24 protein-coding genes are annotated in these 25,251 nt (G+C 41.4%); 6 read left to right on the forward strand and 18 right to left on the reverse strand.

The features are described from left to right. Positions 1-6: 6 nt before the first annotated feature. On the reverse strand, positions 7-999 hold the full coding sequence (locus ACX3PU_RS00310) for an enolase C-terminal domain-like protein (protein ID WP_459082645.1): 993 nt from the start codon (positions 997-999) through the stop codon (positions 7-9). 66 nt (positions 1,000-1,065) lie between these two features. On the opposite strand from ACX3PU_RS00310, the gene ACX3PU_RS00315 reads away from it, so the two are divergent. Beyond that, positions 1,066-1,341 (forward strand): c-type cytochrome, encoded by a 276-nt coding sequence (locus ACX3PU_RS00315; protein ID WP_459082647.1) that lies wholly within the window; start codon positions 1,066-1,068, stop codon positions 1,339-1,341. A 61-nt stretch (positions 1,342-1,402) separates the two neighbouring features. Here the strand turns inward: ACX3PU_RS00315 and scpA are convergent, their stop codons facing one another. The 6 genes from scpA to ACX3PU_RS00345 all read right to left on the reverse strand — a co-directional run bounded on the left by scpA (position 1,403) and on the right by ACX3PU_RS00345 (position 9,680). Continuing rightward, positions 1,403-3,523, reverse strand: a complete 2,121-nt coding sequence (gene scpA, locus ACX3PU_RS00320) for a methylmalonyl-CoA mutase (RefSeq protein WP_459082649.1) — start codon at positions 3,521-3,523, stop codon at positions 1,403-1,405. A gap of 150 nt (positions 3,524-3,673) precedes the next feature. After that, the gene (locus tag ACX3PU_RS00325) at positions 3,674-4,009 is read right to left on the reverse strand and encodes a hypothetical protein (protein ID WP_459082651.1); all 336 of its coding nucleotides are present in this window, start codon (positions 4,007-4,009) and stop codon (positions 3,674-3,676) included. Positions 4,010-4,054: 45 nt separating this feature from the next. Next, complete coding sequence (gene prfA / locus ACX3PU_RS00330; RefSeq protein WP_459082653.1) at positions 4,055-5,140, reverse strand: peptide chain release factor 1; 1,086 nt, start codon at positions 5,138-5,140, stop codon at positions 4,055-4,057. A 118-nt stretch (positions 5,141-5,258) separates the two neighbouring features. Continuing rightward, positions 5,259-7,532: an inorganic phosphate transporter gene (locus tag ACX3PU_RS00335; protein ID WP_459082655.1), complete on the reverse strand. Its 2,274-nt coding sequence runs from the start codon at positions 7,530-7,532 to the stop codon at positions 5,259-5,261. 176 nt (positions 7,533-7,708) lie between these two features. Next, entirely contained in the window at positions 7,709-7,981 is a 273-nt protein-coding gene (locus ACX3PU_RS00340; protein WP_459082657.1) for a hypothetical protein, read from the reverse strand. 91 nt (positions 7,982-8,072) lie between these two features. Beyond that, positions 8,073-9,680: a fumarate hydratase gene (locus ACX3PU_RS00345; protein WP_459082659.1), complete on the reverse strand. Its 1,608-nt coding sequence runs from the start codon at positions 9,678-9,680 to the stop codon at positions 8,073-8,075. Between the two features lie 183 nt (positions 9,681-9,863). On the opposite strand from ACX3PU_RS00345, the gene fumC reads away from it, so the two are divergent. Then, complete coding sequence (fumC, locus tag ACX3PU_RS00350; RefSeq protein WP_459082660.1) at positions 9,864-11,246, forward strand: class II fumarate hydratase; 1,383 nt, start codon at positions 9,864-9,866, stop codon at positions 11,244-11,246. A gap of 63 nt (positions 11,247-11,309) precedes the next feature. Here the strand turns inward: fumC and ACX3PU_RS00355 are convergent, their stop codons facing one another. From ACX3PU_RS00355 to ACX3PU_RS00385, 7 genes are all read right to left on the reverse strand, one after another. Next, positions 11,310-12,035 carry an ABC transporter ATP-binding protein gene (locus tag ACX3PU_RS00355; RefSeq protein WP_459082661.1) on the reverse strand — a complete coding sequence of 242 codons (726 nt, stop codon included), beginning with the start codon at positions 12,033-12,035 and terminating at the stop codon, positions 11,310-11,312. A gap of 38 nt (positions 12,036-12,073) precedes the next feature. After that, positions 12,074-13,540 carry a DUF5687 family protein gene (locus ACX3PU_RS00360; RefSeq protein ID WP_459082663.1) on the reverse strand — a complete coding sequence of 489 codons (1,467 nt, stop codon included), beginning with the start codon at positions 13,538-13,540 and terminating at the stop codon, positions 12,074-12,076. A 52-nt stretch (positions 13,541-13,592) separates the two neighbouring features. Then, complete coding sequence (locus ACX3PU_RS00365) at positions 13,593-15,242, reverse strand: DNA repair protein RecN (protein WP_459082665.1); 1,650 nt, start codon at positions 15,240-15,242, stop codon at positions 13,593-13,595. A 123-nt stretch (positions 15,243-15,365) separates the two neighbouring features. Then, a complete protein-coding gene (coaBC, locus tag ACX3PU_RS00370) occupies positions 15,366-16,571 on the reverse strand; it encodes a bifunctional phosphopantothenoylcysteine decarboxylase/phosphopantothenate--cysteine ligase CoaBC (protein ID WP_459082667.1) in 1,206 nt (401 codons plus the stop codon). 140 nt (positions 16,572-16,711) lie between these two features. Beyond that, positions 16,712-17,026, reverse strand: a complete 315-nt coding sequence (locus ACX3PU_RS00375; RefSeq protein WP_459082669.1) for a DNA-directed RNA polymerase subunit omega — start codon at positions 17,024-17,026, stop codon at positions 16,712-16,714. A gap of 38 nt (positions 17,027-17,064) precedes the next feature. Continuing rightward, on the reverse strand, positions 17,065-18,072 hold the full coding sequence (locus tag ACX3PU_RS00380; protein WP_459082671.1) for an outer membrane protein assembly factor BamD: 1,008 nt from the start codon (positions 18,070-18,072) through the stop codon (positions 17,065-17,067). Between the two features lie 91 nt (positions 18,073-18,163). Further along, positions 18,164-18,799: a TetR/AcrR family transcriptional regulator gene (locus ACX3PU_RS00385; protein ID WP_459082673.1), complete on the reverse strand. Its 636-nt coding sequence runs from the start codon at positions 18,797-18,799 to the stop codon at positions 18,164-18,166. A gap of 230 nt (positions 18,800-19,029) precedes the next feature. Between ACX3PU_RS00385 and ACX3PU_RS00390 the strand changes: the two genes are divergently transcribed. The 4 genes from ACX3PU_RS00390 (at position 19,030) to ACX3PU_RS00405 (ending at position 21,454) form a co-directional block, all read left to right on the forward strand. Beyond that, complete coding sequence (locus tag ACX3PU_RS00390) at positions 19,030-19,656, forward strand: TatD family hydrolase (RefSeq protein WP_459082675.1); 627 nt, start codon at positions 19,030-19,032, stop codon at positions 19,654-19,656. After that, on the forward strand, positions 19,649-20,377 hold the full coding sequence (locus tag ACX3PU_RS00395) for a tRNA threonylcarbamoyladenosine dehydratase (protein WP_459082677.1): 729 nt from the start codon (positions 19,649-19,651) through the stop codon (positions 20,375-20,377). Before ACX3PU_RS00390 ends, ACX3PU_RS00395 begins: the two co-directional genes overlap by 8 nt. Before the next feature lie 9 nt (positions 20,378-20,386). Next, a complete protein-coding gene (rnpA, locus tag ACX3PU_RS00400) occupies positions 20,387-20,743 on the forward strand; it encodes a ribonuclease P protein component (protein ID WP_459082679.1) in 357 nt (118 codons plus the stop codon). Positions 20,744-20,806: 63 nt separating this feature from the next. Further along, entirely contained in the window at positions 20,807-21,454 is a 648-nt protein-coding gene (locus ACX3PU_RS00405) for a DUF4126 domain-containing protein (RefSeq protein ID WP_459082681.1), read from the forward strand. 25 nt (positions 21,455-21,479) lie between these two features. Here the strand turns inward: ACX3PU_RS00405 and ACX3PU_RS00410 are convergent, their stop codons facing one another. From ACX3PU_RS00410 to ACX3PU_RS00425, 4 genes are all read right to left on the reverse strand, one after another. Next, a complete protein-coding gene (locus ACX3PU_RS00410) occupies positions 21,480-21,848 on the reverse strand; it encodes a TSUP family transporter (RefSeq protein ID WP_459082683.1) in 369 nt (122 codons plus the stop codon). Between the two features lie 7 nt (positions 21,849-21,855). Beyond that, the gene (locus tag ACX3PU_RS00415; protein WP_459082685.1) at positions 21,856-23,382 is read right to left on the reverse strand and encodes a hypothetical protein; all 1,527 of its coding nucleotides are present in this window, start codon (positions 23,380-23,382) and stop codon (positions 21,856-21,858) included. Next, complete coding sequence (gene lptE / locus ACX3PU_RS00420; RefSeq protein ID WP_459083482.1) at positions 23,382-23,870, reverse strand: LPS assembly lipoprotein LptE; 489 nt, start codon at positions 23,868-23,870, stop codon at positions 23,382-23,384. The genes ACX3PU_RS00415 and lptE overlap by 1 nt, the downstream gene beginning before the upstream one ends. 100 nt (positions 23,871-23,970) lie before the next feature. Further along, on the reverse strand, positions 23,971-25,248 hold the full coding sequence (locus ACX3PU_RS00425) for a sigma-54 interaction domain-containing protein (RefSeq protein ID WP_459082687.1): 1,278 nt from the start codon (positions 25,246-25,248) through the stop codon (positions 23,971-23,973). Positions 25,249-25,251: the final 3 nt, after the last annotated feature.

Here is a 25,251-nt window from a genome sequence, read left to right on the forward strand (position 1 = left end):
TCCTTATTAAGTTTTCATTTGAATGCCTAGTCCTGGCGATCTCTCTAATTGCAATTCACCTTGATAAACCTTACTCCCAACCGCATCATCATTTGCGATTAATTCGGCCCCATCAAGATCCGCATAATCACAAAGGGGCGCCAAGGCAATCCCTGCGGAAATTCCTACTGAGGACTCTGTCATGCACCCAATCATCACCCGAAACCCGTACTCTTTTGCTTTTTTGACCACCTCAAGCGCCGGGGTTAGACCACCGCATTTCATAAGCTTAAGATTTAAGGATGGATAATGGGGCTGCAAATCCGCCAATTGATCCATCGATTGAAAATCTTCATCGCCCATCCAGTTCACTTTTGAATTGCGTGATAAAACCTTATAATCGCCCACTTTTAAGGGCTGCTCTACATATACTAGTTTTTCAACGTTCAAACTTGCCTCTAGCCGCTTGCAATCCTCAGGTCCAAAACTAGTGTTTGCATCAATGGCAATCTTTTTTCCTGCCTCTAACAGAGCTACCAATTGTAAGGGATTCCATTCCACAAACTTTACTTTAAAGAAACTCCACTCTGAGCTCTTAATCTTTTGCACCTGCTCCCACGAACTTCCTCCACTAAGGGTTAAAGAGGAAATGGGGAGGGGACCTACAATCGAATTTAGTTCACCAAAAGATTTGCCCTCTAATTTTCCATACAAATCCCAATAGGCACAATCCAGAGCGCTACGTAAAAAGGAATTTTGAGCCCACTTCTTTAAAAGCAAATAAAACTCCTGCGGAGTCACCATAGAGACTTGTTTTACTAAACGTCTGATTCGACTCAATTCTTTTTCAAAATCAGAGAGGACGATGCCGTAATAAGTAATTTCGACACATTCCCCAAATCCCACGACGTCCTGCTCCGAAAGTTCCACAAGAAGTGCATTCCGATAGTCAAATTGCCCATACGCAATATGAAAAGGCTCTTTTAAAATTAATTTTCTAACTTTCCATCGTAATTCCATCTGATCTTTGGTTACTCATGTAAATTATTTAAATTTAACCAAAAATAACAACTAACAAAATTCTTTATGAAAAAAATGATCTTCGGTACCCTCACTTTAGGGCTAGTTCTCGCCTCTTGTACCCAGAGCGGCATGGCTGGAAGCAAACTTAAAAAAGAGCAGCAAATTGCAGAAGGCAAAACGATCTTTGAAAACTCTTGTCACAAATGCCACGCACTGCCAGAACCAAAATCTTTTACGGATGAACAGTGGGTAGGGCTCGTGAATGCGATGGCACCGAAAGCCAAACTAAGCGACGAGCAGGGGAAACTTGTATATGAGTATGTTTCTAACACGAACTAGAAAAAAATAAAAAAGCGGACTTTCCTTAGAAGCAAAGTCCGCTTTTTTTGTTTTTGATCCCCTATCCTTTTAAATACCCTTCCAGAATCTGACAAGCCGACTGTGGAAGACTTGTACCGGGTCCAAAAATATAATCGGCCCCGTTTTCATACAAATAATCATAATCTTGTTTGGGGATTACCCCCCCAACTACGATTTTTATATCGGTGGCTCCCAGTTTTTTAAGTTCTTCTACGACTTTAGGCACGAGGGTTTTATGCCCTGCCGCAAGTGAGGAGATACCCAATACATGGACATCATTCTCGACGGCTTGAAGAGCTACTTCCATTGGGGTCTGAAACAAAGGCGCGACATCAACATCAAAGCCCATGTCGGCAAATGCAGTCGCTACTACTTTTGCGCCCCGATCGTGACCGTCTTGTCCCATTTTCGCAACCATAATACGGGGACGACGTCCAAAGTTATTCTCAAAGGTTTCGCATAAAGCGAGGGCTTTCGCGAAATATTCATTCTTAGTTGCACTCATCGCATACACTCCTTGAATCGTTCTAATGTTCGCTTTGTAACGACCGAAACTTTTTTCCATCGCATCACTCATTTCACCTAAGGTCACTCGCCTTCTGGCGGCTTCAATACAAAGTTCTAATAAATTTCCATTTCCGTTACTAGCAGTCTGTTCAATTTCTTGAAGGATCTCACTTACCTTTTGTGCATCGCGACTTCTTTTAAGACTCTCTAGTCTTTCAATTTGCTCTTTACGGACCTGTGAATTGTCGATATCAAGAATATCGAATCGGGGTTGTTCAAGTTCAGATTTGAAGGAATTGACTCCAATAATAAACTCCTCTCCGGAATCAATTTTGGCCTGTTTGCGGGCAGCGGCTTCCTCGATTCTCATCTTTGGAATTCCTTGTTCAATTGCTTTAGTCATCCCACCTTGCGATTCTACTTCTTCAATATACTTCATCCCTTCTGTAATCATCTGCTTGGTCAAAGCCTCGACTAGGTCACTACCCGCACAGGGATCCACCACGTCACAAATACCGCTCTCCTGTTGGAGAATAATTTGTGTATTTCTTGCAATTTTTGCAGAATAATCTGTGGGCAGTGCAATGGCTTCATCCAAAGCATTGGTATGCAAGGATTGCGTACCTCCTAAAGCTGCCGACAGGGCTTCAATAGCAGTTCTTGTTACATTATTAAAGGGTTCTTGCTCCGTAAGGCTCCAACCGGAAGTTTGAGAATGGGTACGAAGTGCAAGACTTTTAGGGTTTTTAGGTTCAAAGGGCTTGAGAAGCTCCGCCCATAAATAGCGGGCCGCTCGCATCTTAGCAATTTCCATAAAATGATTCATTCCTACGGCCCAGAAAAAGGAGAGACGAGGCGCGAAGGAATCGATTGACATCCCTGCTTTAATCCCTGTACGTACATACTCAAGTCCATCTGCAAGTGTGTAAGCCATTTCTAAAACAGGCGTAGCACCTGCTTCCTGCATATGGTAGCCTGAAATGGAAATCGAATTAAACTTGGGAATGTTTTGAGCGGTATACTCAAAAATATCCGCAATGATTTTCATGGACGGCTTGGGTGGATAGATATAGGTGTTCCTCACCATGAATTCCTTCAATATATCGTTCTGAATGGTCCCTGAGAGCTTCTCTTGACTCACGCCCTGCTCCTCGGCAGCCACGATATAGAAGGCCAAGATTGGCAGCACTGCTCCATTCATTGTCATAGAAACAGAAATCTCATCCAGTGGAATCTTATCAAAAAGAACTTTCATATCTTCCACCGAATCAATGGCTACCCCGGCTTTACCGACATCTCCTTCGACCCTAGGATGGTCTGAATCGTATCCTCGGTGGGTGGCTAAATCAAAGGCGACCGAAAGCCCCTTTTGCCCAGCTGCGAGGTTCTTTAAATAAAATGCATTGGACTCCTTCGCTGTGGAAAAACCGGCATATTGACGAATGGTCCACGGCTTTTGTACATACATAGTGGGATAGGGCCCTCGAAGGTAAGGAGCCACTCCTGCACTTACACTAGAGGTAAGAGAGGCATCCGTGTCCGCCTCTGTGTAATGAGATTTTAATTCCAATCCGTCCTTTTCAAAAAGAAAGGGAGTCTTTGGAAATGTAAGTATCTTAAATTCAGGATTTTGATTTTGAATTTTCCGGCGCATAACGGTAATTGAATTGAAAAAGTAAAGTTACAAATTTTTACGAGGTTTTTCGAGTGGCTCCAAAAGGTCTAGGAAAGGGAGATTTCAAGAGTGTATGAACAAAAAAACATGCCTTGGATAAGACATGCTTTTTTCTAATTTCTAAATTTATCACTTGTCGGAAACCGACTCTTTGACGTCCTTTGCTCCTTTTTCCACTGCAGAGGCTGCATCTGCGGTTACTTTCTTCGCTTCTCTTCTGAGATCTTTAGATCCTTCTTTAAGGGCATCTCCTACTTCGTTCAATTTCAGTTTAGCTTTCTCAGCTGCCTCTTGGGATTTCACTTTCAAGTTTTCTGCACTTGAATCTACTTTGAGCTTATCGATTCCGACGTGTTCAATTGTGGTGGTATCCCCGTCTTGTTGAATCACCGTTGTTTTTTCTTTTACGCAGGCGCCTAAAGTGAATAGACTTCCCATTAGACCTAGTAGAACCAATTTTTTCATCGTTTATGTGTTTTTTAATTAGGTAACAAATAACAAACCAAACTTCTAATACTCGTCCTCAGCTCCTTTCATCTTCTCGGCATTTTCCGCCATGATGACCGCATCAATCATTTCTTGAATATCCCCATTCATATAAGCGTCCAGGTTGTAAATGGATTTGTTAACTCGGTGGTCGGTGACTCTACCTTGAGGATAATTATAGGTTTTAATCTTTGCAGATCTATCTCCGGTCGAAACCATGGATTTACGCTGAGCAGCAACATCGCCTTGTACCTTTTGAAGTTCAATATCGTAAAGTTTTGCTCTTAGCATTTCCATTGCGAGTTCCCGGTTGGCTAACTGAGAACGAGCTTGTTGGCAAACGACCACAAGACCCGAGGGTTTATGGGTTAACTGCACCTTGGTTTCCACCTTGTTCACATTTTGCCCTCCTGCCCCTCCGGAACGTGAAGTTTGCATCTCGATATCGGCAGGATTAATCTCTACGTCTACTTCTTCTGCTTCTGGCAAAACGGCCACCGTAATTGCTGAGGTATGCACTCTCCCTTGAGATTCCGTCTCAGGGACACGCTGTACACGGTGAACACCGGATTCAAATTTCATAATACCGTAAATACCATCTCCCTCCACTTTCATGATGAGTTCCTTGTACCCTTTCGCAGCTTCATTAGAGTCGGTAATTTCATGCTTCCACCCTTTGGTTTTGAAGTACATTGCGTACATTCTATAAATATCTTCGACAAAAATAGCGGCTTCGTCTCCTCCCGTTCCTGCACGAAGTTCCACAATGACATTTTTATCGTCCGTAGGATCTTTAGGAATCAGAAGGACCTTTAATGCCTCTTCGAATTCTGGCAACTTATCTTGGGCTTCTAATTTCTCCATTTTGGCCAAATCCACAAATTCCTTGTCGCTGCCGTCCGCAATGATTTCATCTGATTCCTTGATGGTATCAAGCGCGGATTTATATTCATCGTATACCTTCACGATCTTACCAAGATCGCTATACTCCTTATTTAGCTGAGAATAGCGTTTTTGATCCATGATCACATCGGGTTGGATGATAAGGTCGGCGACCTCATTGTAGCGTTGCTTGATTGCTTCAAGCTTAGGAATTAGGGATTTTGACATGGATAACTTTTTGTGCCTGCAAAGATAAAGAAAACTTGCAAAACCATAGAGGGAGCTTTAAGAAACTCTTTCTAAAACTATCAATCCACTCGAATGAGTGGATTGATAGGAATTTATTCTAAGATTTAATTTCCGGTTCGCTAGGTTCAACAATTCTCTTCTCATAGAGATTGATAAACATTTTCGAAATACGCATTAATACCGCCTGTATGTCCCTACTCTGTAAAAACACGTTCGTTTGAAGCACTCCTTCTTTTGTGGAAGGCTTGGTTCTGTTAATGTTGGCGATCTGATAATCCAATTTTTCATTGATATAAGCTCTCACCTTATCTCTCTCCGCTCGGATGTCATGAATATTCTCATCGGCCGTTTGCTCTAGAGAAACTAAAATGATATTGAAGAATTCACCCATTCTAGAGTCAAGTTTCTTTAAGTCTTTCAAAAACTCTAAATCACTAACCACATGCAGATTCTTCACAAAATAGAGGGCCTCATTGCTTAAGGACCTAGTAGATTGAGCAAGGTCTTGAATGAAATCACTGCTTAGAACAATGGCTTGCGCCGTTTGCTTGTCATTAATACTTAACGACTTAATGTATTTTATACTTTTGACTCTTACTTGATGTCCGTGCTTCTCTAAATCGACTAGGGATTTGTTCGCACTTTCTAATTTCGCAATATTCCCTTCGATAAGCCCATCTAAGATAAGGTTGTAGTTGATTGCAATTTCAGAAACTGTCGAACTTACAATAGATTGGTACTTCTGAACTGTATTTAAGTCACTATCTCCTAAAACCTTAAGTCGATCCTCGTTTCTCTTCTTCTCCTTCACTTTCCTACTGAAACGAATATTGGATACCACAATAAAGGCAAAAACAACCCCCATAAGCGCATAGGTTCCCTCTCTACCCCCTTTGTACATAATTAAGGCAAATACAGCAGAAACGCTAAAAGCAATTAAGGCCGTAATAAACCAACCTCCAATCACGGAAAGTACACCTGCTACTCTATATACTGCGCTGTCTCTTCCCCATGCATTGTCTGCAAGGGAGCTTCCCATTGCGACCATAAAGGTAACATAGGTAGTGGACAAAGGGAGTTTCTCCGAAGTAGCCCAAGCAATGATACTAGAGGCAATTACCAAATTCACAGCCGCCCGAACTAAGTCGAACGAAGGAGCATCTTGCGATTCAGCTGCTTCAATTAATTTCTTTTCTTGTATCGTGTTTCGATAGCGTCTAGTAATCGACTGGGGAATAATAACGCCAAAGATCTTCCCAAACGTCAGCGATGAGTTCACAATGCTACGTGAGATTAAATTCGCTTTAAATCGCTCGTCTCCTTCGTCTTGTCGACCGAGATTTACTTCCGTTTCCGTCACGTTCTTTGCCTTTGCACTGAACCAAATAGTAAGACCCATGATGACCCCTGCTATTAACAACATATAATTAGGTACAATCACATCGTTGCCTGCCAAATAATCCATGAAATACTCATTTGCAGGAACTCCCGAACTAGCCCAATCTTGAAACGCTAAAAGTCCTGAAATCGGAACTCCAATAAAGTTGACTAAGTCGTTTCCAGCAAAAGCCATCGCAAGAGCGAAGGTTCCTAAAAGGACCACAACTTTTAGCGGGTTCACTTTATAGAATCGCTGCAAGAGGTAAAGTACAACCAAAGCTAACACAAACATACTCACCAAAATAGCACTGGTATTCGCTTGAATTAAAAGGGTGGTCTCCTGGTTTAATAGAGTAGTTCCTTTTAATCCTTTAATAAGGAGGAAATAGACGATCGAAGTGATTCCAATTGAGGAAAATAACACTCCGTAGGTGGCTAATTTTTTGTCAAAATTAAAGGTGAACAAAATTCTAACCAGGTACTGAATCAGAGCCCCGGCTGTAAACGCAATCAAAACCGAGAGAAATATACCGGAGATGATGTTATTTGTACTTTCAAAATTAATGTATTTCCATATCTCACTTATGGTCTCATTCTTCGACATTGAAAGTAAAAACCCAGCCATAAGCGAGGCACCTAAGAGTTCGAAAATAATAGAGACGGTGGTAGAGGTCGGCAAACCAAGACTGTTAAAGACATCTAATAGAATAATATCCGTGAGCATCACGGCTAAAAATACGATTAGAAGGACGTCAAAAGTAAAGTACTGCGGATAGAAAATTCCCTTTCGAGCAATTTCCATAATTCCACTTGAAAAAACGGAGCCAATAACTACACCCGCAATTGCGATTAAGATAATGGTCCGAAAAGAGGCTACTTTAGACCCGATGGCGGAATTTAAAAAATTCACCGCATCGTTACTTACGCCCACTACTAAATCAATAACGGCAAGTACCAGTAGAGCTCCTACCACAAAAATGAAATAATCCATGAAAATAGTTTGGTGCAAATTTACGATTATACTCAAGGGTACTCATCATATGTTAACGAAACTTAACATTGAAGTTTAGACCCAAAAAAAACCGACCCATTGGATCGGTTTGTATATATAGTTTTGCTTTGAAAATGCAATTCACTCAGCTATAGAGCAAATTACACCATCATCCACTAGTGATGACCTTCGTGCAAAAAGGGACCTCGCCCTTTTGGATTGCTATAGATAACTTCTGCTCCTTGTTCTGGCAAAGTTTTACGTCTTATTTCTTCTGGATCAAAAGGCTTCGTTTTACCAAAGTACTCCATTAGCCCTTCCGTTAACCACAACGGAATCACCAGTCCGAAGAACATTAGGATACACCAGAATCCAATTAGCATCATGATTATAAAAAACACGAACCAAATAAATTGGTAAAATGGCCACAATTCTAATACTGTTAACATTTCTTTAGATTTTGAGCAAAAATAGTATTTTTAATTCTATTACTAAAATTCTAACCCCTCTTTTTAATTGTTTATTCTGATTCTAAACTTCTCAGCGGGTTAAAGACTGAAAAAAATCGTTCCCTTTGTCATCCGTAATGATAAAGGCTGGGAAATCTTTAACTTCGATTTTCCGTACCGCTTCCATACCGAGTTCAGGAAAATCAAGAACTTCAACCGATTTTATGTTTTCTTTGGCTAGAATGGCCGCGGGTCCTCCAATTGACCCCAAATAAAATCCTCCGTACTTACCGCAAGCATTTGTAACACTGTCACTGCGATTTCCTTTTGCAAGCATCACCATACTTCCTCCATGAGACTGGAATTCATCTACGTAAACATCCATTCTACCTGCCGTTGTGGGTCCAAAACTACCGGAAGGAAGTCCTTCTGGAGTTTTTGCCGGACCTGCGTAGTAAACCGGATGGTTCTTAAAATACTCCGGCATCGCTTCTCCGCGATCGAGCATTTCTTTAATTTTTGCATGTGCGATGTCACGGGCCACAATAAGTGTTCCACTTAATTTAAGGCGGGTCTTGACTGGATACTTTGACAATTCAGCTCGGATCTCTTCCATTGGCTGATTCAAATCAATCTCCACGGCTTTTTCAAGATGGGGAGCGGTTTGCGGAAGGAAGCGTTTTGGATCCGCCTCTAGTTGTTCTAAAAAAAGTCCATCCTTCGTTATTTTCGCTTTGATGTTTCGGTCTGCAGAGCAGGAAACCCCCATTCCCACTGGACAAGAGGCTGCATGTCTAGGAAGTCGAATTACTCTGACGTCATGGGTTAAGTATTTCCCTCCAAACTGAGCACCAATTGCGGATTTTTGACAAATCTCTTGAATCTTCTTTTCCCATTCAATATCTCGAAACGCCTGACCTCCCTCATTTCCCTCTGTAGGCAAATGATCAAAATACCCAGCACTTGCTTTTTTCACGGCTGCCAAATTTGCTTCTGCGGAAGTTCCTCCAATCACAAAAGCCAAATGATAAGGGGGACACGCTGCTGTCCCTAAATCCATAATCGCTTTGGAAACGAACTCCTCTAATGATTTTTCGTTCAGAAGTGATTTTGTCTTTTGGTATAAAAAAGTTTTGTTTGCAGACCCTCCTCCTTTTGCCAGAAACAAAAATTCATACTTCGCACCTTGGGTTGCATAAATATCAATTTGAGCGGGGAGATTCGATCCTGAATTCTTCTCGTCAAACATGTTAATAGGCACAATTTGGGAATAACGAAGGTTACGACTTTGGTACGTGTTGAAAATTCCTTTGGAAATCCACTCGGCATCCACACTGCCCGTGTACACATCCTCTCCTTTTTTAGCCATGCAAATCGCGGTTCCGGTATCTTGGCATGAAGGAAGTGCTCCTTCTATGGCCACAGCCGCATTCTGAAGTAAGTTGTAGGCAACAAACCGATCGTTATCCGTTGCTTCTGGGTCTTCAATAATATTCCTCAACTTTTGCAGGTGAGAACTACGAAGCATAAAGGAAACATCGGCAAGTGCGTTTTCCGCCAAAATTTCGAGCCCCTTTGGGTCCACGACCAAAATCTCGCGATCCCCCACTTTTTGAGTGGAAACATAGTTAGAGGTTAGTTTTTTGTAAGGAGTATCGTCTTTTAGAATCGGATACGGTTCTTGGTATTGAAAATCCATTGGTTTTAATTTTGAGCCGTAAAAATAAGCAAATTAATAGAGTCTAGAAAATTAGAATCCGCCTTCGTAAGCTTTACTAGGAGATGTATTTTTCGATCAAAGAACTTTCCCTTTTGAGCCTAATCCACAGAAAATTCGTAACTTTAAAATTATCAAATCATACTTTAATTAATACAATATACAATGAACTACCGTACGGAACATGATACGATGGGCACGGTTCAAGTGCCTGCAGACCGGTATTGGGGCGCTCAAACGGAGCGCTCAAGAACCAATTTTAAAATTGGGCCTAGCGCTTCCATGCCCAAAGAAATTATCGAGGCCTTTGCCATATTGAAAAAAGCAGCAGCCTTTACCAATGCAGATTTGGGAGTCTTATCGGCTGAAAAAAGAGACCTAATCAGCAACGTTTGTGAGGAAATCCTGGAGCAAAAATTGTGGGATGAATTTCCACTAGTCATTTGGCAGACAGGATCTGGGACACAGAGCAACATGAATGTGAACGAAGTCATTTCCAATCGAGCACACGTTCTCAATGGAGGGACACTTGGAGAAACCTCTATAGTACACCCAAACGACGATGTAAACAAGTCACAAAGTTCAAACGACACCTTTCCCACCGCGATGCACATTGCAGCCTATAAAATAGTAGTGGAATCGACCCTGCCCGCCGTGGAAAAACTTAAAAGCACACTCGAATCAAAAGCCAAAGAATTTAATTCAATTGTCAAAATTGGCCGAACCCACCTAATGGATGCTACGCCCCTTACTTTGGGGCAGGAGTTTTCAGGGTACGCTGCACAACTCGGCTATGCGATCAAAGCCATCAAGCACACCCTTGCGCACCTTAAAGAAATTGCCTTAGGAGGAACCGCAGTGGGAACCGGACTCAACACACCCAAAGGATACAGCGAAAAAGTAGCGCAGTATATTGCAGAGTTCACGGGACAGCCCTTTGTTAGTGCACCTAACAAATTTGAAGCCCTTGCCGCCCACGATGCGATCGTAGAAAGCCATGGAGCTCTAAAACAACTTGCAGTGTCTCTTTTCAAAATCGGCCAAGACATTCGGATGCTTGCCTCTGGCCCCCGTTCCGGGATCGGCGAGCTTTTCATTCCGGAGAATGAACCCGGATCTTCCATTATGCCTGGGAAGGTCAACCCGACACAAAACGAAGCACTCACGATGGTTTGCGCTCAAGTATTAGGCAATGACACGACTATCTCATTTTCAGGAACTCAAGGAAATTATGAGCTCAACGTATTTAAACCGGTTATGGCTTATAATTTCTTGCAATCCGCAAGACTTCTGGCGGATGCGTGCCTTTCGTTTAACGAACATTGCGCCGTAGGCATTGAGGCAAACAAGGAAAGAATTGATCAACTTTTACACAATTCCCTTATGCTCGTGACGGCTCTAAACACGCACATCGGATATGAAAATGCAGCGAAAATCGCCAAAACCGCCCATAAAAATGGAACTACACTAAAACAAGAAGCGATCAATTTAGGCTTAGTAAGTGCAGAAGATTTTGATAAGTGGGTTCGCCCACAAGATATGGTGTAAGAAGCCACACTTGCTTAAGATCCATTAAAAAATCCCTCAGAAGAGGGATTTTTTAGTATTAGGTTATAGGCTTTGGGCCTGCGTCTCCATTTCGCCGACCGTAAAAAAGCTTTCAAGCTCTTTTAAAGTCTCCGGGCTGGTTTTGATGTCCCGCACTAGTTCTCCTTTGTTGAGTAAGACAATCCGATTGCTCACTTCGGTCGTATGGGCCAAATCGTGACTTGAAATAAGAAAAGTCACATTCGAATTCGTAGACCAATTCCGAATTAAATTTTTAAGTTTAATCTGAGTGGAAGGATCCAAATTCGCAAAAGGTTCGTCAAGCACTATTACCTCAGGATTTCCGATCAATGCACCAATGACTCCGACCTTCTTTTGGTTCCCTTTCGAGAGATCCCTGACGTATTTCTTTGCATTTAGAATTTCACCATTAAAGAAATCTGTAAACTGAACAAGAAACTCATCGACTTGAGCCTTCGACTGCCCTCTCAATTCTCCTAAAAAGTAAAAATATTCCTCAGGTGTCAAATACCCAATTAGAAACGTATCGTCGATAAAGGCAGAAACTTTCGTTTTCCAACTCTCCGTCTCGTTGACCTTCGATCCGTCCACTGAAATAGATCCAGTGGTGGGTTCAATTAAATCAAGCAAAAGACTGAATAGAGTGGTTTTTCCTGCACCGTTATTCCCCACGAGTCCAAAACTCTCTCCTTTCGGAATTTCAAGACTCTCAATATTAAGGACTTTTCTATCTCCGTAAACTTTCGAAATATTCTGTATTGAAATCATAGTATTTTTTCTTTTTATTAGCCAAATAGTTTTTGGAATTACCCTACTTTTTTAAAGGCTTCTAGTGTGGTGTATTTTTCTTTTTTATAAACCTTTACAATCATATCAAAAATCCAGTCTCGAAGTAAAAACCCAATGAGACCGAGTCCTGCTAAAGCCGCGACGGCCAAATATTGGTTGAAAAAGTGATTCATTAGCGCGTAAACCGCCATCGGTAAAATCATCTGAGGCACGATCAAAAGGAAGGTCTTCAAATTGAAAGTATTTCCCCCTCCAAACGACTTGCCGCTTGAATTAAGATCGAGTGGTTTTTTATTGTACGCTCCAGCAAGTAGCGTCACGTGACAATTGACTCCTAAATTATAGAGTCCCGCTCCAAAAATAATGAGCCACAAATCAAATCCGAAAAACAAATAGAAGAAGGAGAGCACTAAAGAAACAAGAGTTCCCGTCACTAAGAGCGCCCACTTGCCTTTTAAATACTGCTTGTAAGGAACATTTAGCGTCATCATTAAAGGATAGTAGGAACTATCCCAAGAAGGAACCCGCTGTCCAAACATAAACATAAAGCCTCCGGTCACAAAAATGGCCGCAAAGAGTTTCATGAAATCCGTTTCGTAGGCCGAGTTAAAAAACAAAAGGCCATAAAACAAAAAGGCCACTCCCATTAACGCTGCGGAACGCGCAGCTTTGCTCCTTTTCAAAAGCTTTACATCGTTATTAATAAAGGTTCCTGTGACGCCAAAACGATTGAGGAACTGAATGTTTTCCGATTTTCCTTCGGACACTTTGAGCTCTAAACCTTGGTCTAAATAAAACGTCTTTTTAATGGTTTGATAGGCCAAATAGGCCGCGCCTAGTGCAAGCATTACCGGAATCACACAAAGCCAGGGTTGCAAATACAAACTATGAAAAACAGTTTGAGAAATCGCGAGTACAGAAAAGACTTGAAAGTACTCTAATGCCCCTAAAATGGCTGCAATGACTACTGTGATTATTAAGATACTCGTTTTACCATTGAGTAATATATTCAAAAAATTACTTAAGTAGAACATGAAAAGAATGCCGAGGGTAAAGCCGAGGGTTCCTATAACCGAATACCCTCCTTCAAAAATGAGTAGTCCTGCGAAGGGAAGTAAAAAAAGTAAGTACCCCCAATTGAAAAAATGAGTAAAGGTTTTAAAGATCGTATAACGAACCAAAAACGTTTTGCTTAAATTTTGAGTGAGAAAGGGCTTCATGTTCTGTGTGGGCATCTGCTGCATAAAGTAGCGTATCGCTAGATCGAGCACCCAGTAAAAGAAGAAAAACTGGCAAAATAAAACCAGTGGATCCACCTGCATTTCTTGAGTAGCATAATAATACAGAATAAAAGGCGTACTCAAATAAACCAGACCAAAATATACCATCCCAAAGCCCATTAGAATCTTCATAGCCAGATTCGTTGCGAACTGCGGATTTCTTAAAAAATTAAGAATTTCTAATCGAAGGAGTCGTATATACATAAAAGACGAGCATTTATTTCATAAGTAGAAAAATCGCCCCTTTTGTTACATCTCACTTCATAAGTTCTTTCGCCTGCGCAAGGGCCGCATCGGTAATTTTAGAACCCGATAGGAGCTGGGCAACTTCGGATAATTTTTGAGAGTCATCTAATTTTAAGATCGTAGAGGTCGTTTTGCCCTCAATCTCGCTTTTGACAACTTTATAGTGGTCTTGACCCTTGGCGGCTACTTGTGCTAAATGGGTGATGAGAATAAGTTGCAAATCACTTGACATCTCTTTCATTAAGATCCCCATGTCTTCCGCTACTTTTCCAGAAACACCTGTATCAATTTCGTCGAGGATTAAGGTAGGAAGCTCTCTCGATTGGGCCATAATTTTCTTTATGGCCAGCATGACTCGTGAGCGTTCTCCCCCAGAGATGGCCAGATGGATAGGCTTTAAATCAAATCCCGAATTTGCTTGAAAAAGAAGTTGAATGTGATCCTTCCCAAAGGAGCCAAAAGATTCTGCTTCCGAAATATTGAATTCCATCCTCGCTTTTTCAAGCCCAAGCTTGCTTAAGGTCTGGGAGATTTGCTTCGAAAATGCATCCGTATATTTCAATCGTTGAACACTGAGCTTTTTTGCAAGAGTCGATAACTCCTGCTGAGACTTTGAAAGCTCTGTTTTGGTGGTTTCAATAAAAGATTCGAGTTCATGAAATCCCGTTTGCTCTCCGGACAATTTATCCCGCACCTCTCGCAATCCCTCTAAGGAATCCACCCCGTGTTTCACAAAAAGTGCGTTAATCTTATCCACCTGTATTTGCAAAGCAGCGAGAAGTTCAGGGCTTGACTCTAGATCTTCTGCCTTATTTTGAAGTTCAAAAAGAATATCTTTCAATTCTACGAAATTACTTTCGAGACGCTCTCTAAGAGCTGTAAACTCATGAGATAGGTCCGCTACTTTGGAGAGCTTCGCTCTCGCATCGAGCATGGAATCAAGGACCCCTAACTCTTCGGCATCAAACCTTGAAAAGAACGATTGTAAGTTCTCAACGATGATTCCCACATTTTGTTGGGTTTGCAATTTGGTTTGCACCTCAGCCCAATCCAGTTCATCTAGTGGTAAATCTTCCAATTCTGTGAGCAAATAAGTGCGATAATCCGCACTTTGAGTAAGCTCCTTATATTGACTCTCTAGTCTATTAAGCTCTTTCTCAAGCGTTTTCGCTCCCTCGTATTTGCTTTGGTAACTTTCTAGCGTCCCACTGTTTCCGGCAAGACCATCAATGAGATTAAATTGAAATTCTTGTGTGAATAAAGAAGCGGTCTCAAACTGAGAATGAATATCAATGAGTTGACTTGAAAGCATTTTCAAAACATCGAGCGTCACAGCGCGATCGTTTACGAAAGCTCGTGATTTGCTTGCACTAAGAAGTTCCCTTCTAACGATCGTATGTGAATCAAAATCCAAATCGTTGGCTTCAAAAAAGGGTTTTAGCTGAGAGGAAATTTCGAATTCTGCTTCTACAATGCTTTTCTTATCAGCATTCATCGAAGATTTAAGATCCGCACGCTCACCCAAAATAAGACGCAAAGCACCGAGCAAAATGGACTTCCCAGCCCCTGTTTCTCCAGTGATCACTTGCAATCCATTTCCCAAGGTGAGTTCTAGGGAATCAATCAGCGCGAAATTTTGAATTGAAATTCTCTTTAGCATAGGACAAAAATAAGAATATTGTAAGACTTTACCGCCAGCTCCTTTCAAATTAATCCCCTAAAAGCGAAATTCTACTCCGCTTCTAGAATAGTTACTAATTCGTAAAAATATGAATCTAGAAAACTAGGACGAAAGCTGGCTTTGGATAAAGTCCAATATATCTTTCGACACGTGCTCTTTGGACTTGAGATCGAACTCTCGTTCGAGGTCCTTCGTTAGAATGCGAATCTTGTTCGTATCGCTTTTAAACCCTGCACCTTCATCTCGCAAAGAATTTAAAACGATCATATCCAGATTCTTACGTTCAAGTTTCCCTTTTGCGTTTTGCCTCTCATTTTGAGTTTCAAGGGCAAACCCTACCAGAAACTGTGATTTCTTTTTTTGCCCCATTTCGAAAAGAATGTCCGGATTCTTAACCAGTTCAATACTCATCGAATCTTCGGACTTTTTAATTTTCTCTAAGGCTACTTCCTTGGGAGCATAGTCTGCAACAGCGGCACTAGCTATGGCTATGTCAACAGAATCATAAACTTGGAACACAGCATCTCGCATTTCACGAGCAGACGTAACTCGAACTACTTTTATATGGGGATGCTCCAGCACAAGTGCACTAGGTCCTGAAATTAAAAAAACCTCTGCGCCTCGCCGCGCAGCCTCCTTTGCAAGGGAGAAGCCCATTTTTCCACTGGAGTGGTTGCCAATAAAGCGAACGGGATCAATCGCCTCATAGGTGGGTCCTGCTGTAATAAGTATCTTTTTTCCGAAAAGCTCCTTCTTCGATTGGAAGGAGGATAGATACGTTTCAATTTGCACTAGGATTTCCTCAGGCTCCTCTAGACGACCTTGTCCCACCAACCCACTTGCAAGTTCCCCAAACTTCGCCGGAATGACGATATGTCCATAGTCCTGTGCTAAGTCTAAATTTTGAGCGGTTGAAGGATGCACATACATATCCAAATCCATTGCAGGTGCGATAAAAACGGGACACTTGGCAGACATATAGATGGCCAAAGCCAGGTTGTCACAAGCACCATGAACCATTTTCGAAAGTGTATTTGCGGTGCAGGGTGCAACTAAGAGCAGGTCAGCCCAAAGGGCGAGTTCCACGTGATTATTCCAAACTCCTTGCGCAGTATAAAACTCACTAAGCACCTCATTCTTCGACAAGGTCGATAAGGTAAGTTCAGAAACGAAGTTTTTGGCAGCAGGGGTCAAAACGACCTTTACCTCGCACCCATTTTTCACGAAGCTACGTACAAGTTCATTCATTTTGTAGGCGGCAATTCCGCCCGAAATGATCAAAAGTATTTTTTTATCTGCTAAAGGCATATAAGTCCAGTTAGAAAAACGAAGTTAGTGATTTTGCAGCAATAGAACTTCTCAAAAGAGCATCAACTTAAAACAATTAGAGTCACACCCATTTATAGGATGTGACTCTAATTAATTTTTACTGCCGTACGAGTAAGACCTTAGTCCGTTTTTCTCGAATAAATTTCATCGTCTAACCATTCCGCAATCGCGATGGAAGTAGGCTTTGGTAATTTTTCGTAATGTTTTGAGATTTCAATTTGCTCTCTGTTTTCAAATACTTCTTCTAGAGTCGTATTATGAACCGCAAACTCATCGAGTTTACCGTGCAATTCAGAACGGATTTCAGCATTGACCTGCTCCGCTCTTTTTCCCATAATGACAATCGCTTCGTAAATGGAATGGGTTCCTTTTTCGATTTTGTCTCTATCGTAGGTTACAGTTGTTAATTCTGCGTTGGTATCTTTTACACTCATTTTCAGTGAATTAATTTAGTTGAAGTCTGCAAAGATAGTTAATTACTTTGGATTTTAAAAGTCGCATCCGGCTCCGGTGTCGGATTTTCAAGAGTTTGCTTTTCTTTCGCATCTTTTCTGCGCAAAACTTTCGCATCGTCCTTCAAGTCCTCTTTCTTTTCTTTTTCTGCGTCACGTCGCTCTATCTCAAGTTCCATCTCGCGTTGTTTCTCTAGCAATCTTGCCTGATCTGCTTCAACCAAAACTTTCGTTTTTTGGAATCGTACACTTTCTTCTTGAAGCTTTTCACGTAGATTTAAAGCCACTTTCAGCTGTGACGAATCAGGTAGTTCCTTCTCTACGAATCTCGTATAGGCTAGGGCACTTTCTAAACGCTCTTCTTTTTTATCAAACACTGAATTCATAGCAAGTTCATATTTCGAACGAAGAATGTACTCATAGATAGTACTGCGAAGTTTGGTACTAGGGAAATCGGCAAGAACATTTTCGAACGAAACGTCCGCCGCTTTGTATTCCGCTATTTTGAAATAATGCCTTGCATTTTCATAAGCCTTATATTCTAATTTATAAGTCAACTCATCTATCAGTTCATTGATGTTCTTACTTCTTTCTGAATCTGGATAACGATTTAAAAAATTCTGCAGTTCATTTATCGCTGAGTCCGTATTCGCTTGGTCTAGATTATAGTCTAAAGAACCATTGTAATAACAGAGTGCAGACATATAGGCTGCTTCTTCCGCTTTTGCATCTTCAGGGAAGGTAACCGAGTAATTTTTGAAGTGATGGGCTGCAATTCTGTACTGCTTGTCGTAGTAATTTGCGTAGGCCGTATTAAAAATCACGGTTTTGGCATCGTCTGTACCGGCCACTAGATTGGGTAACCTTTCGTACAATGCAATTGCTTGCGTCCACTTTTTATTGGCGAAATAATCGTTCGCTGTTTTTAAAATCAGAGCTTTGTCCGCACTTTTTAGTGCAACATCGTACTGCTTGTTGCAAGCAGTCATTAAAAACACCAATAGTAGGAGGGTGAATGTTTTTTTCATAAATTAATTAAAATCGTGTTTTGACGACACCTTTTACAATCTGCAAAAATAGGATTTTTTTGCCAAAAGATTTCATTTTAAGAGACTTTAACTATCGTTGGGATTCGCCCTGGTAACCTAAAAGAGAAAATATCATTTGATAATTACTCATTTTCACTTTTTCTTCTGCATTCGACAGAAAATCTTCACTTTTTCCACTGAGATAGGATTGAAAAAATGAGCGATTTCGGATTGCAAAAACGGCGGAGCCTATAATATGCGTTAGAATGTCTTCTGGCTTCGGAGCAAAATGGAAAACACCTGAAGCAATGCCTTTTTGAATCACGAAATCGATTTTTTGTGTGGCCGTATTGTAGAATTCAATTAGCTCGTCCTTGACGAGCTCTGTATGCCTAATCTCTTGTTTTACAAAAGCATGGAAATAATTATACTTAAACATCTGGCTTATAATGAACCTGATGATCTCTTTCATTTGCATCTCAGGCTTTCCATCCTTAATGGTCTGTGCAAATTCTGCAAAATTTTCTCGAGTACGAAGCACACGGTACTGATACAAATAGGCGAGCATTTTCTCCTTCGATCCAAAATAGTAGGAAATCATCGCTACGTTAATTTTCGCTTTGGAAGATATGTCCCGAACGGAAGTACCATCGAACCCTTTTTTCGCTATGAGTTCTTCCGCCACTTCTAAAATGTTGATCTGTTTTGCCGTGAACTTTTTCTTCATAAGAATGCTTTAAGTAAAATTAACATTTTTTTAAGTTCTACCAAAAGAATAGGGCATGAATACCCACATAATCCTCGCATTGAAAACCAAATAGGAAATTTTCATGCAACTTGTCCCTTAAAAAAGAAAACTTCTAAATCTATTATATTTAAATTTGCAAGTGTAAGAACCGCAAGTCAAGGAAGTAATAAAAAGTGTCACTATTTCCATATTAATATTTAGTTGCAACCATGGAATTTTTTGATTTCCACCACCACAAAGAACAAGAAGTTGGTATTCTAAACTTGATCGCTTTTCAAAAGCCGGTCCAAAGACCATTTTCCGTGGGAATGCATCCCAAAACTTTACAATCGGATTATACCGAGGAATTTCAATGGATAGAGAAAATGGGGGTTGACCCCAACTGCTGGGCAATTGGGGAAGCCGGTTTAGACGGCTTATGCTCGACGCCCGAAGACCTTCAGCACAAGGCATTTGAAGCTCAAATTCAACTCAGTAACACTCTAAAAAAACCTATGATCATCCACTGTGTACGTCGATTTTCGATGCTGTTGCATTTTCATAAAAGAGCAACCACACCGTGGATCATCCATGGTTTTAATAAAAAGGAAACTCTTGCTAAAGAACTGTTAGATAAAGGGTTTTATCTTTCATTTGGAAATGCACTGCTGCACAATGTATCTTTGCAAACTCTCTTTTCTAAAATCCCCCGAGATCGTTTCTTTTTGGAATCCGATAATAGTCTTTCCGACATAGAGGAAATATACCAAAGAGCGTCCTCTTTACGGAATGTAGAGGTAGAAGAGTTGAAAAAAGAGATAGAGGATAATTTAAAATCAATTAGAGCGCATGGATAAATCGTGGCTAGAACGCACCGAATTACTAATTAAAGAGGAAGGGATTCTAAAACTTAGAAATGCAAAATTGCTGGTTGTAGGACTGGGTGGAGTCGGTTCGTTTGCTGCGGAATTTCTAGCCCGCGCAGGTGTAGGCCACCTAACTCTAGTGGACGGCGATACGGTGGATATAACCAATATTAATCGACAACTTCCTGCACTTCACTCCAGCATTGGACAAAGCAAAGCGAAACTTGTAGCCGATCGTATGATCGACATCAATCCTTCGATTCAATTAGAGGTGATCCCCCAATTTTTAAATCCCGAAGATATGGCTCGAGTCTTAGATTCGACTCCCTTTGATTATGTACTAGATTGCATTGATAGTGTTTCTCCGAAGGTCGAATTGATAAAGCAAGCTCGCAGGCGCAAGATTAAAATCATCTCGTGTATGGGCGCTGGCGGCAAAATGGATGCTAGTCAAATCCAAGTCAAGGACATCAGCAAAACCTACAATTGTTACCTCGCAAAGCAGATTCGAAAGCGAATTAAAAAAGAAGCAAATCTTGACAAGGGATTTAAATGTGTTTTCTCTTCTGAGCTTCAAGACGAAGAAAGTCTTAAATTGACAGACGGAACCCATTTTAAGCGATCCTTTTATGGAACCATAAGCTTCATTCCGGCAGCATTCGGACTTCGTGCTGCAGCCGAAGTGATAAATTACGTAGTCAACAAATCTTAAGACCACCTCATGAAAAGTTTTTCGTACGGTTCGAATTTAAAATTAAAGCAAAAGAAAGATTTGGCACTGGTCTTTGAAAAAGGCAAGTGGAAATCTTCTGGGAATCTTCGAGTGGCTTTTGTGAATGACCCTTTGAGCCAAGAACCTAAAATTGGTGTATCCGTTTCCAAGCGCTATTTTAAAAAGGCGGTCCATCGCAACCGAATCAAAAGGCTACTTCGAGAAGCGTATCGTCATCACAAAGAAGAATTCCATTTGCGGTTCGGTGCCAATTGCTTCGTCATGATTTTTTGGACCTCTACAAGTTTACCTACTCATTATAAAGAAGTCAAGGCTGAACTTGAAAAACTTTGCGCTGCCAAATAAAATCAATTTTTGATTCAGATTATTTTTGTAATTTCACTTCTATAACCCACTAAATTTCAAGTGATGTTAGAGAATATTCCGTACGCGCCCTATCTAATCGGCAGCTTCATAGGTATTGGATTGGCCGCAGCCACTGGATTTCGGGTCTTTTTGCCCTTATTTTTGGTGAGCTTAGGTTCTTATCTAGGGTGGATCCCTGTCAATGACTCCTTTGAATGGCTTTCTGGACTACCAACACTCATTGCGACAGGCATTGCCATGGCAGTCGAAATTTTCGCCTATTACATTCCGTTTGTGGATCATTTGCTCGACACCCTCTCAATTCCCCTTGCCACGCTTGCAGGTTCGGTTCTTTTTGCAAGTCAATTTGCAGATTTAGGCACCTTCCCCTTATGGGCACTTGCATTAATTGCGGGTGGAGGCACTGCGGCTACCATAAGTTCCGGCTTTGCAGGAACTCGGGCCGCATCTACAGCCACGACTGCAGGACTGGGAAATTCCGTTGTCGCCACGACAGAGACTGCTGGAGCAGGGGTAATGACCTTTTTAGCGCTTGCTGCGCCCATAATTGCAGCCCTCTTAGCCATTGCTCTAGTGGTTGTGGTTTTAGTGGTCGGAAAAAAAATATGGTCAAAATTAAAAAGGAAAACATCGGGCAAGCCCCTTACGACGGTAGAAGTGGAATCCGTTGATACCAAGCATTTGGATTAAGGCCAAAATGGATATTGAACGAGAATTATTTTTGGAAAAACATTTTGACGGCTACCACGAACATAAGCACTGCGAATAACTTCCGCAGGGTATCTTGCGATAAGGATACCGCCATCTTACTTCCGAAAAAGCTACCTAAAACAAAGCCCGCGCACAGCAGCAACGCCGTTTTAACATCCACATTCCCAGCTTTGTAATAATTCATGACTCCGAAAAAACCAACAGGAATCATTAATAGAGCGAGGGTAGTCCCCTGCGCTTTATGCTGTGTAAATCCAAAAAGAATTACCAGGACAGGCACCATCACTATTCCTCCACCAATACCAACCAGTCCGCTCAAGTAGCCCGCAATGAGACCTAGGATAATTAATCCAATTACAACGCTCACATCCATTTTCATCTTATTTCCCTGTTCTTGATTTTATCTCTTCAATCTTTTCCCCATATTCGCTATGCTTTTCTGGGTGCTTTTCTTGCAATACCTCGTACCCTCTAATTGCCTTACTGTAGAGTCGCTGCTCTACGTATAACCCAACCAAGGTTTCTGTCATTAAGTGAGAAATATCGTCTGGTTTTTCTTTTATAACGAAGCTGGATTCCTCTTTTAATTTTGAAATTTTTGGTTGATTCTCAATAAAGGTATCGATCGCCTTGTTTCGTACTTGGTCAATTGTGAGCAAAGTAGATTTTTCAGCCGGCTCCTGCGAGCGGTCAATTTTAAGCCAGCTTTGCCACGTATTTATAAACTCTGGAATATTGCTATTTTGCAAAGACTCCTGTGTAGGTTTTTCCTTGGGTGTAGAGACGTCCATTTTTGGCTCCACCACCGCTTCAATTTCTACTGTAGGTTCTTCAACGATAACGTCGTGTTTTTGATTCGCAGTCTCCTTCTCTATATTACTTGGTTTCTCTGCCGACTTTAACGGACCTACGCTTGTTGGCAAAAACATAGGCTTCCACCCTTGAGAATGGGAAACCACAGGTGAATCCGAAGCTTTGACTTGAGACCCTTGCGTAGGAGATGAATCTTTTGCTTGTTCTTTTTCCGATTCTTTTTCGTTTGAAAATTCAAACTGCGAAACTTGAGAGAAGTTGATTTCAATTGATTCACTTGGCGACTCCTCTTGGGGCTCAGACTCTTTCGCCTCTTTTTTCTTCGCTTTGATTTTTGCTTCTACTTCTGCAATTAATCTTTGCATCTCATCTTGATGACGATCGCTAGATTGTTTGGGCGCAAATGTACTTGGACTCTCTTTTGCGACTATGGAAACCTCTGGCAGGAAAGAGTCCACTCCTTGAAACGACAGATTTGCTACGTTATTCTCCCCTTCACTAGGAGCCTCTCCAATTTCTTTCTCAACCTCTTTTTCAATCTCCAAAGCGGAAACGTCCTGTTCATTTTGGCTCTTCTCAATTTCTATCTCTGTGGAATCGGAAGTGGGAAGCTCTACAGCCACTACAGGGCTAAGTTTTCCCGATTCCTGGGTTTGCTCCCAATCAATTTTAGGGGCCTTTTCCGAAAGGAAATTCTCTTCTCCTTCAAAGAGAATTCGGTTTCTCTCGCCATTGATGTGGACCACAGGCAATGTACGTTTTTCTTTAGGTAAAACGGTTTCAAAAGTGGAAGTGGCGAGCTGCTGATTTTCGACCACCGGCTCTTGTTCCTGCATTTCTTTTTTTGCCTCGGAAGGAGCGGCTTGGTTATTTATAAAATGGTAAAGAATCTTTTTATCTGTGGTATAAGCCGCGGTTGTATGCAGCACGGAGGGATATTGCTCCGCTTTGTACATATGCGTCCCCAAAAGATAAAGCGCTCTTAAACTTTGCACATAAGGATACTTTGCTATCTCTTTTGATACTAGTTTTAAATCCTGCTCCTTAATCTGCGGTGGACTTTTTAAAAGTTCAATTACCCTTGCGTTTATCATTACCAGTCTGCTATAATATCGTTGAAAATTTTATTAATGATCCGTTCGTTAACCACCTTCACTTGAGAGGCTTCTATTGCATTAATGTCAAGATCACTGCTAAACACCGATTCATCGGAATAGGTTCGGTCAAATCCTTTCTCAGGTTCGATGCTATTCTCGTAATGAATCCGAACGGTGATGGTCAGTTTATTCTGTGCTGCTTGAATCTGTCCTCCTGCTTGCGTACCGATCGGCGTGGAAATCGTGGTTGGCGAAATAGAGTAGTCGATAATTTCCCCTTCAATTAACAGGTGTGGATTTTGAGTCGTCCCTTTCAGAGTGGTTCTTTGTAGGAATCGATTGTTGATATCGATAGTGAACTGCTGAGCTAGAGTTGGATTCATAAGTGCGGCGCTGTTTATAAAATCCTTGATTTGAATCGTCTTCACATCTTCATGCAAAGTGTTTCCTTTAAAATTATACACGGTGCAGCTATACAAAATCATAGTCAATACGATCCCAAACAGAGCGAAACGATTTGCTTTCGGCCGCGCGAAGCGCAGTCCCAAATTTAAGAAGGAGGTGCGATGCCCTATATTCATTGTATTAGTCTTCTAAGTTGTATTGTTTAATTTTTCGGTAGAGCGTCCTCTGGGAGATTCCTAGCTCTTCTGCCGCTTTGTTTCGTCTTCCTTTGTGCTTTTCTAACGCCTTGACAATAAGATCTTTCTCGTTGTTTTGTAAAGACAAAGATACAGGTTTCGATTCTTCAATTTCGACATCTTCCACATCTTCATATTCCGGCTCGACAGGTCCTGCCATTAGGTTAGAAGACGAGGGCGTGTTTCTATTTTCGAAATACAATAGGGAATTTGAATTTCCCGTTTCGGGCGTATATATTCGGTTAATGAGATCTTGCTCTTGGTTGCTGAAATTTGTGTTTTCTTTGCTTTTAATTAGTTCAGAAGTAAGGGCTTTTAAATCATTTAAATCGCTTCGCATGTCAAAAAGAATTTTGTACATAATCTCACGTTCGTTATGAAAATCCGATCCCGAATTTGTACTCAGTTCACTCTTTTGAACAACCGCCGGTAGGTGATTGGACTGAGGCAAATATTCTGCAAGACGAACCGAATCGATCTCTCTTTTTTGCTCTACCACCGTCATTTGCTCTACTAAGTTCCGAAGTTGCCTTACGTTTCCAGGGAAAGTATTGCTCTCTAAAAATGAAATCGCATCTGCCGTAAGCTCGATCTCGGGCATTCTGTATTTTTCCGCAAAATCCACTGCAAATTTCCGGAATAACAAATGCACGTCTCCCTTCCGATCGCGAAGCGGCGGAATGTCAATCTGCACGGTGTTAAGTCTGTAATACAAATCTTCCCGAAATCGTCCGTCTGTGATTGCTTTCATCATATTGACGTTTGTGGCTGCCACAATTCGAACGTTGGTTTGTTGCACTTGAGACGAACCCACCTTCATAAATTCTCCACTTTCTAGAACGCGAAGAAGTCTTACCTGCGTTTGAAGCGGAAGCTCCCCCACTTCATCCAAAAAGATTGTTCCTCCGTCTGCAACCTCAAAATAGCCCTTTCGGGTGGTTGTCGCTCCTGTAAATGCACCCTTCTCATGACCAAAAAGCTCAGAGTCAATCGTGCCTTCTGGAATCGCTCCACAGTTTACAACAATGTAGGGCTGGTGTTTTCTTCGGCTTTCAGAATGAATAATCTTAGGGATAAATTCTTTCCCCACTCCACTTTCCCCTATGACAAGCACGGTAATGTCGGTGGGTGCGACCTGAATCGCCTTTTCCAAAGCCCGGTTTAGAGTCGGGAAGTTCCCTATGATTCCGTATCTATTTTTGATAGCTTGTAAATCGCTCATAGA

Source organism: Chryseobacterium sp. A301 (assembly GCF_054489425.1).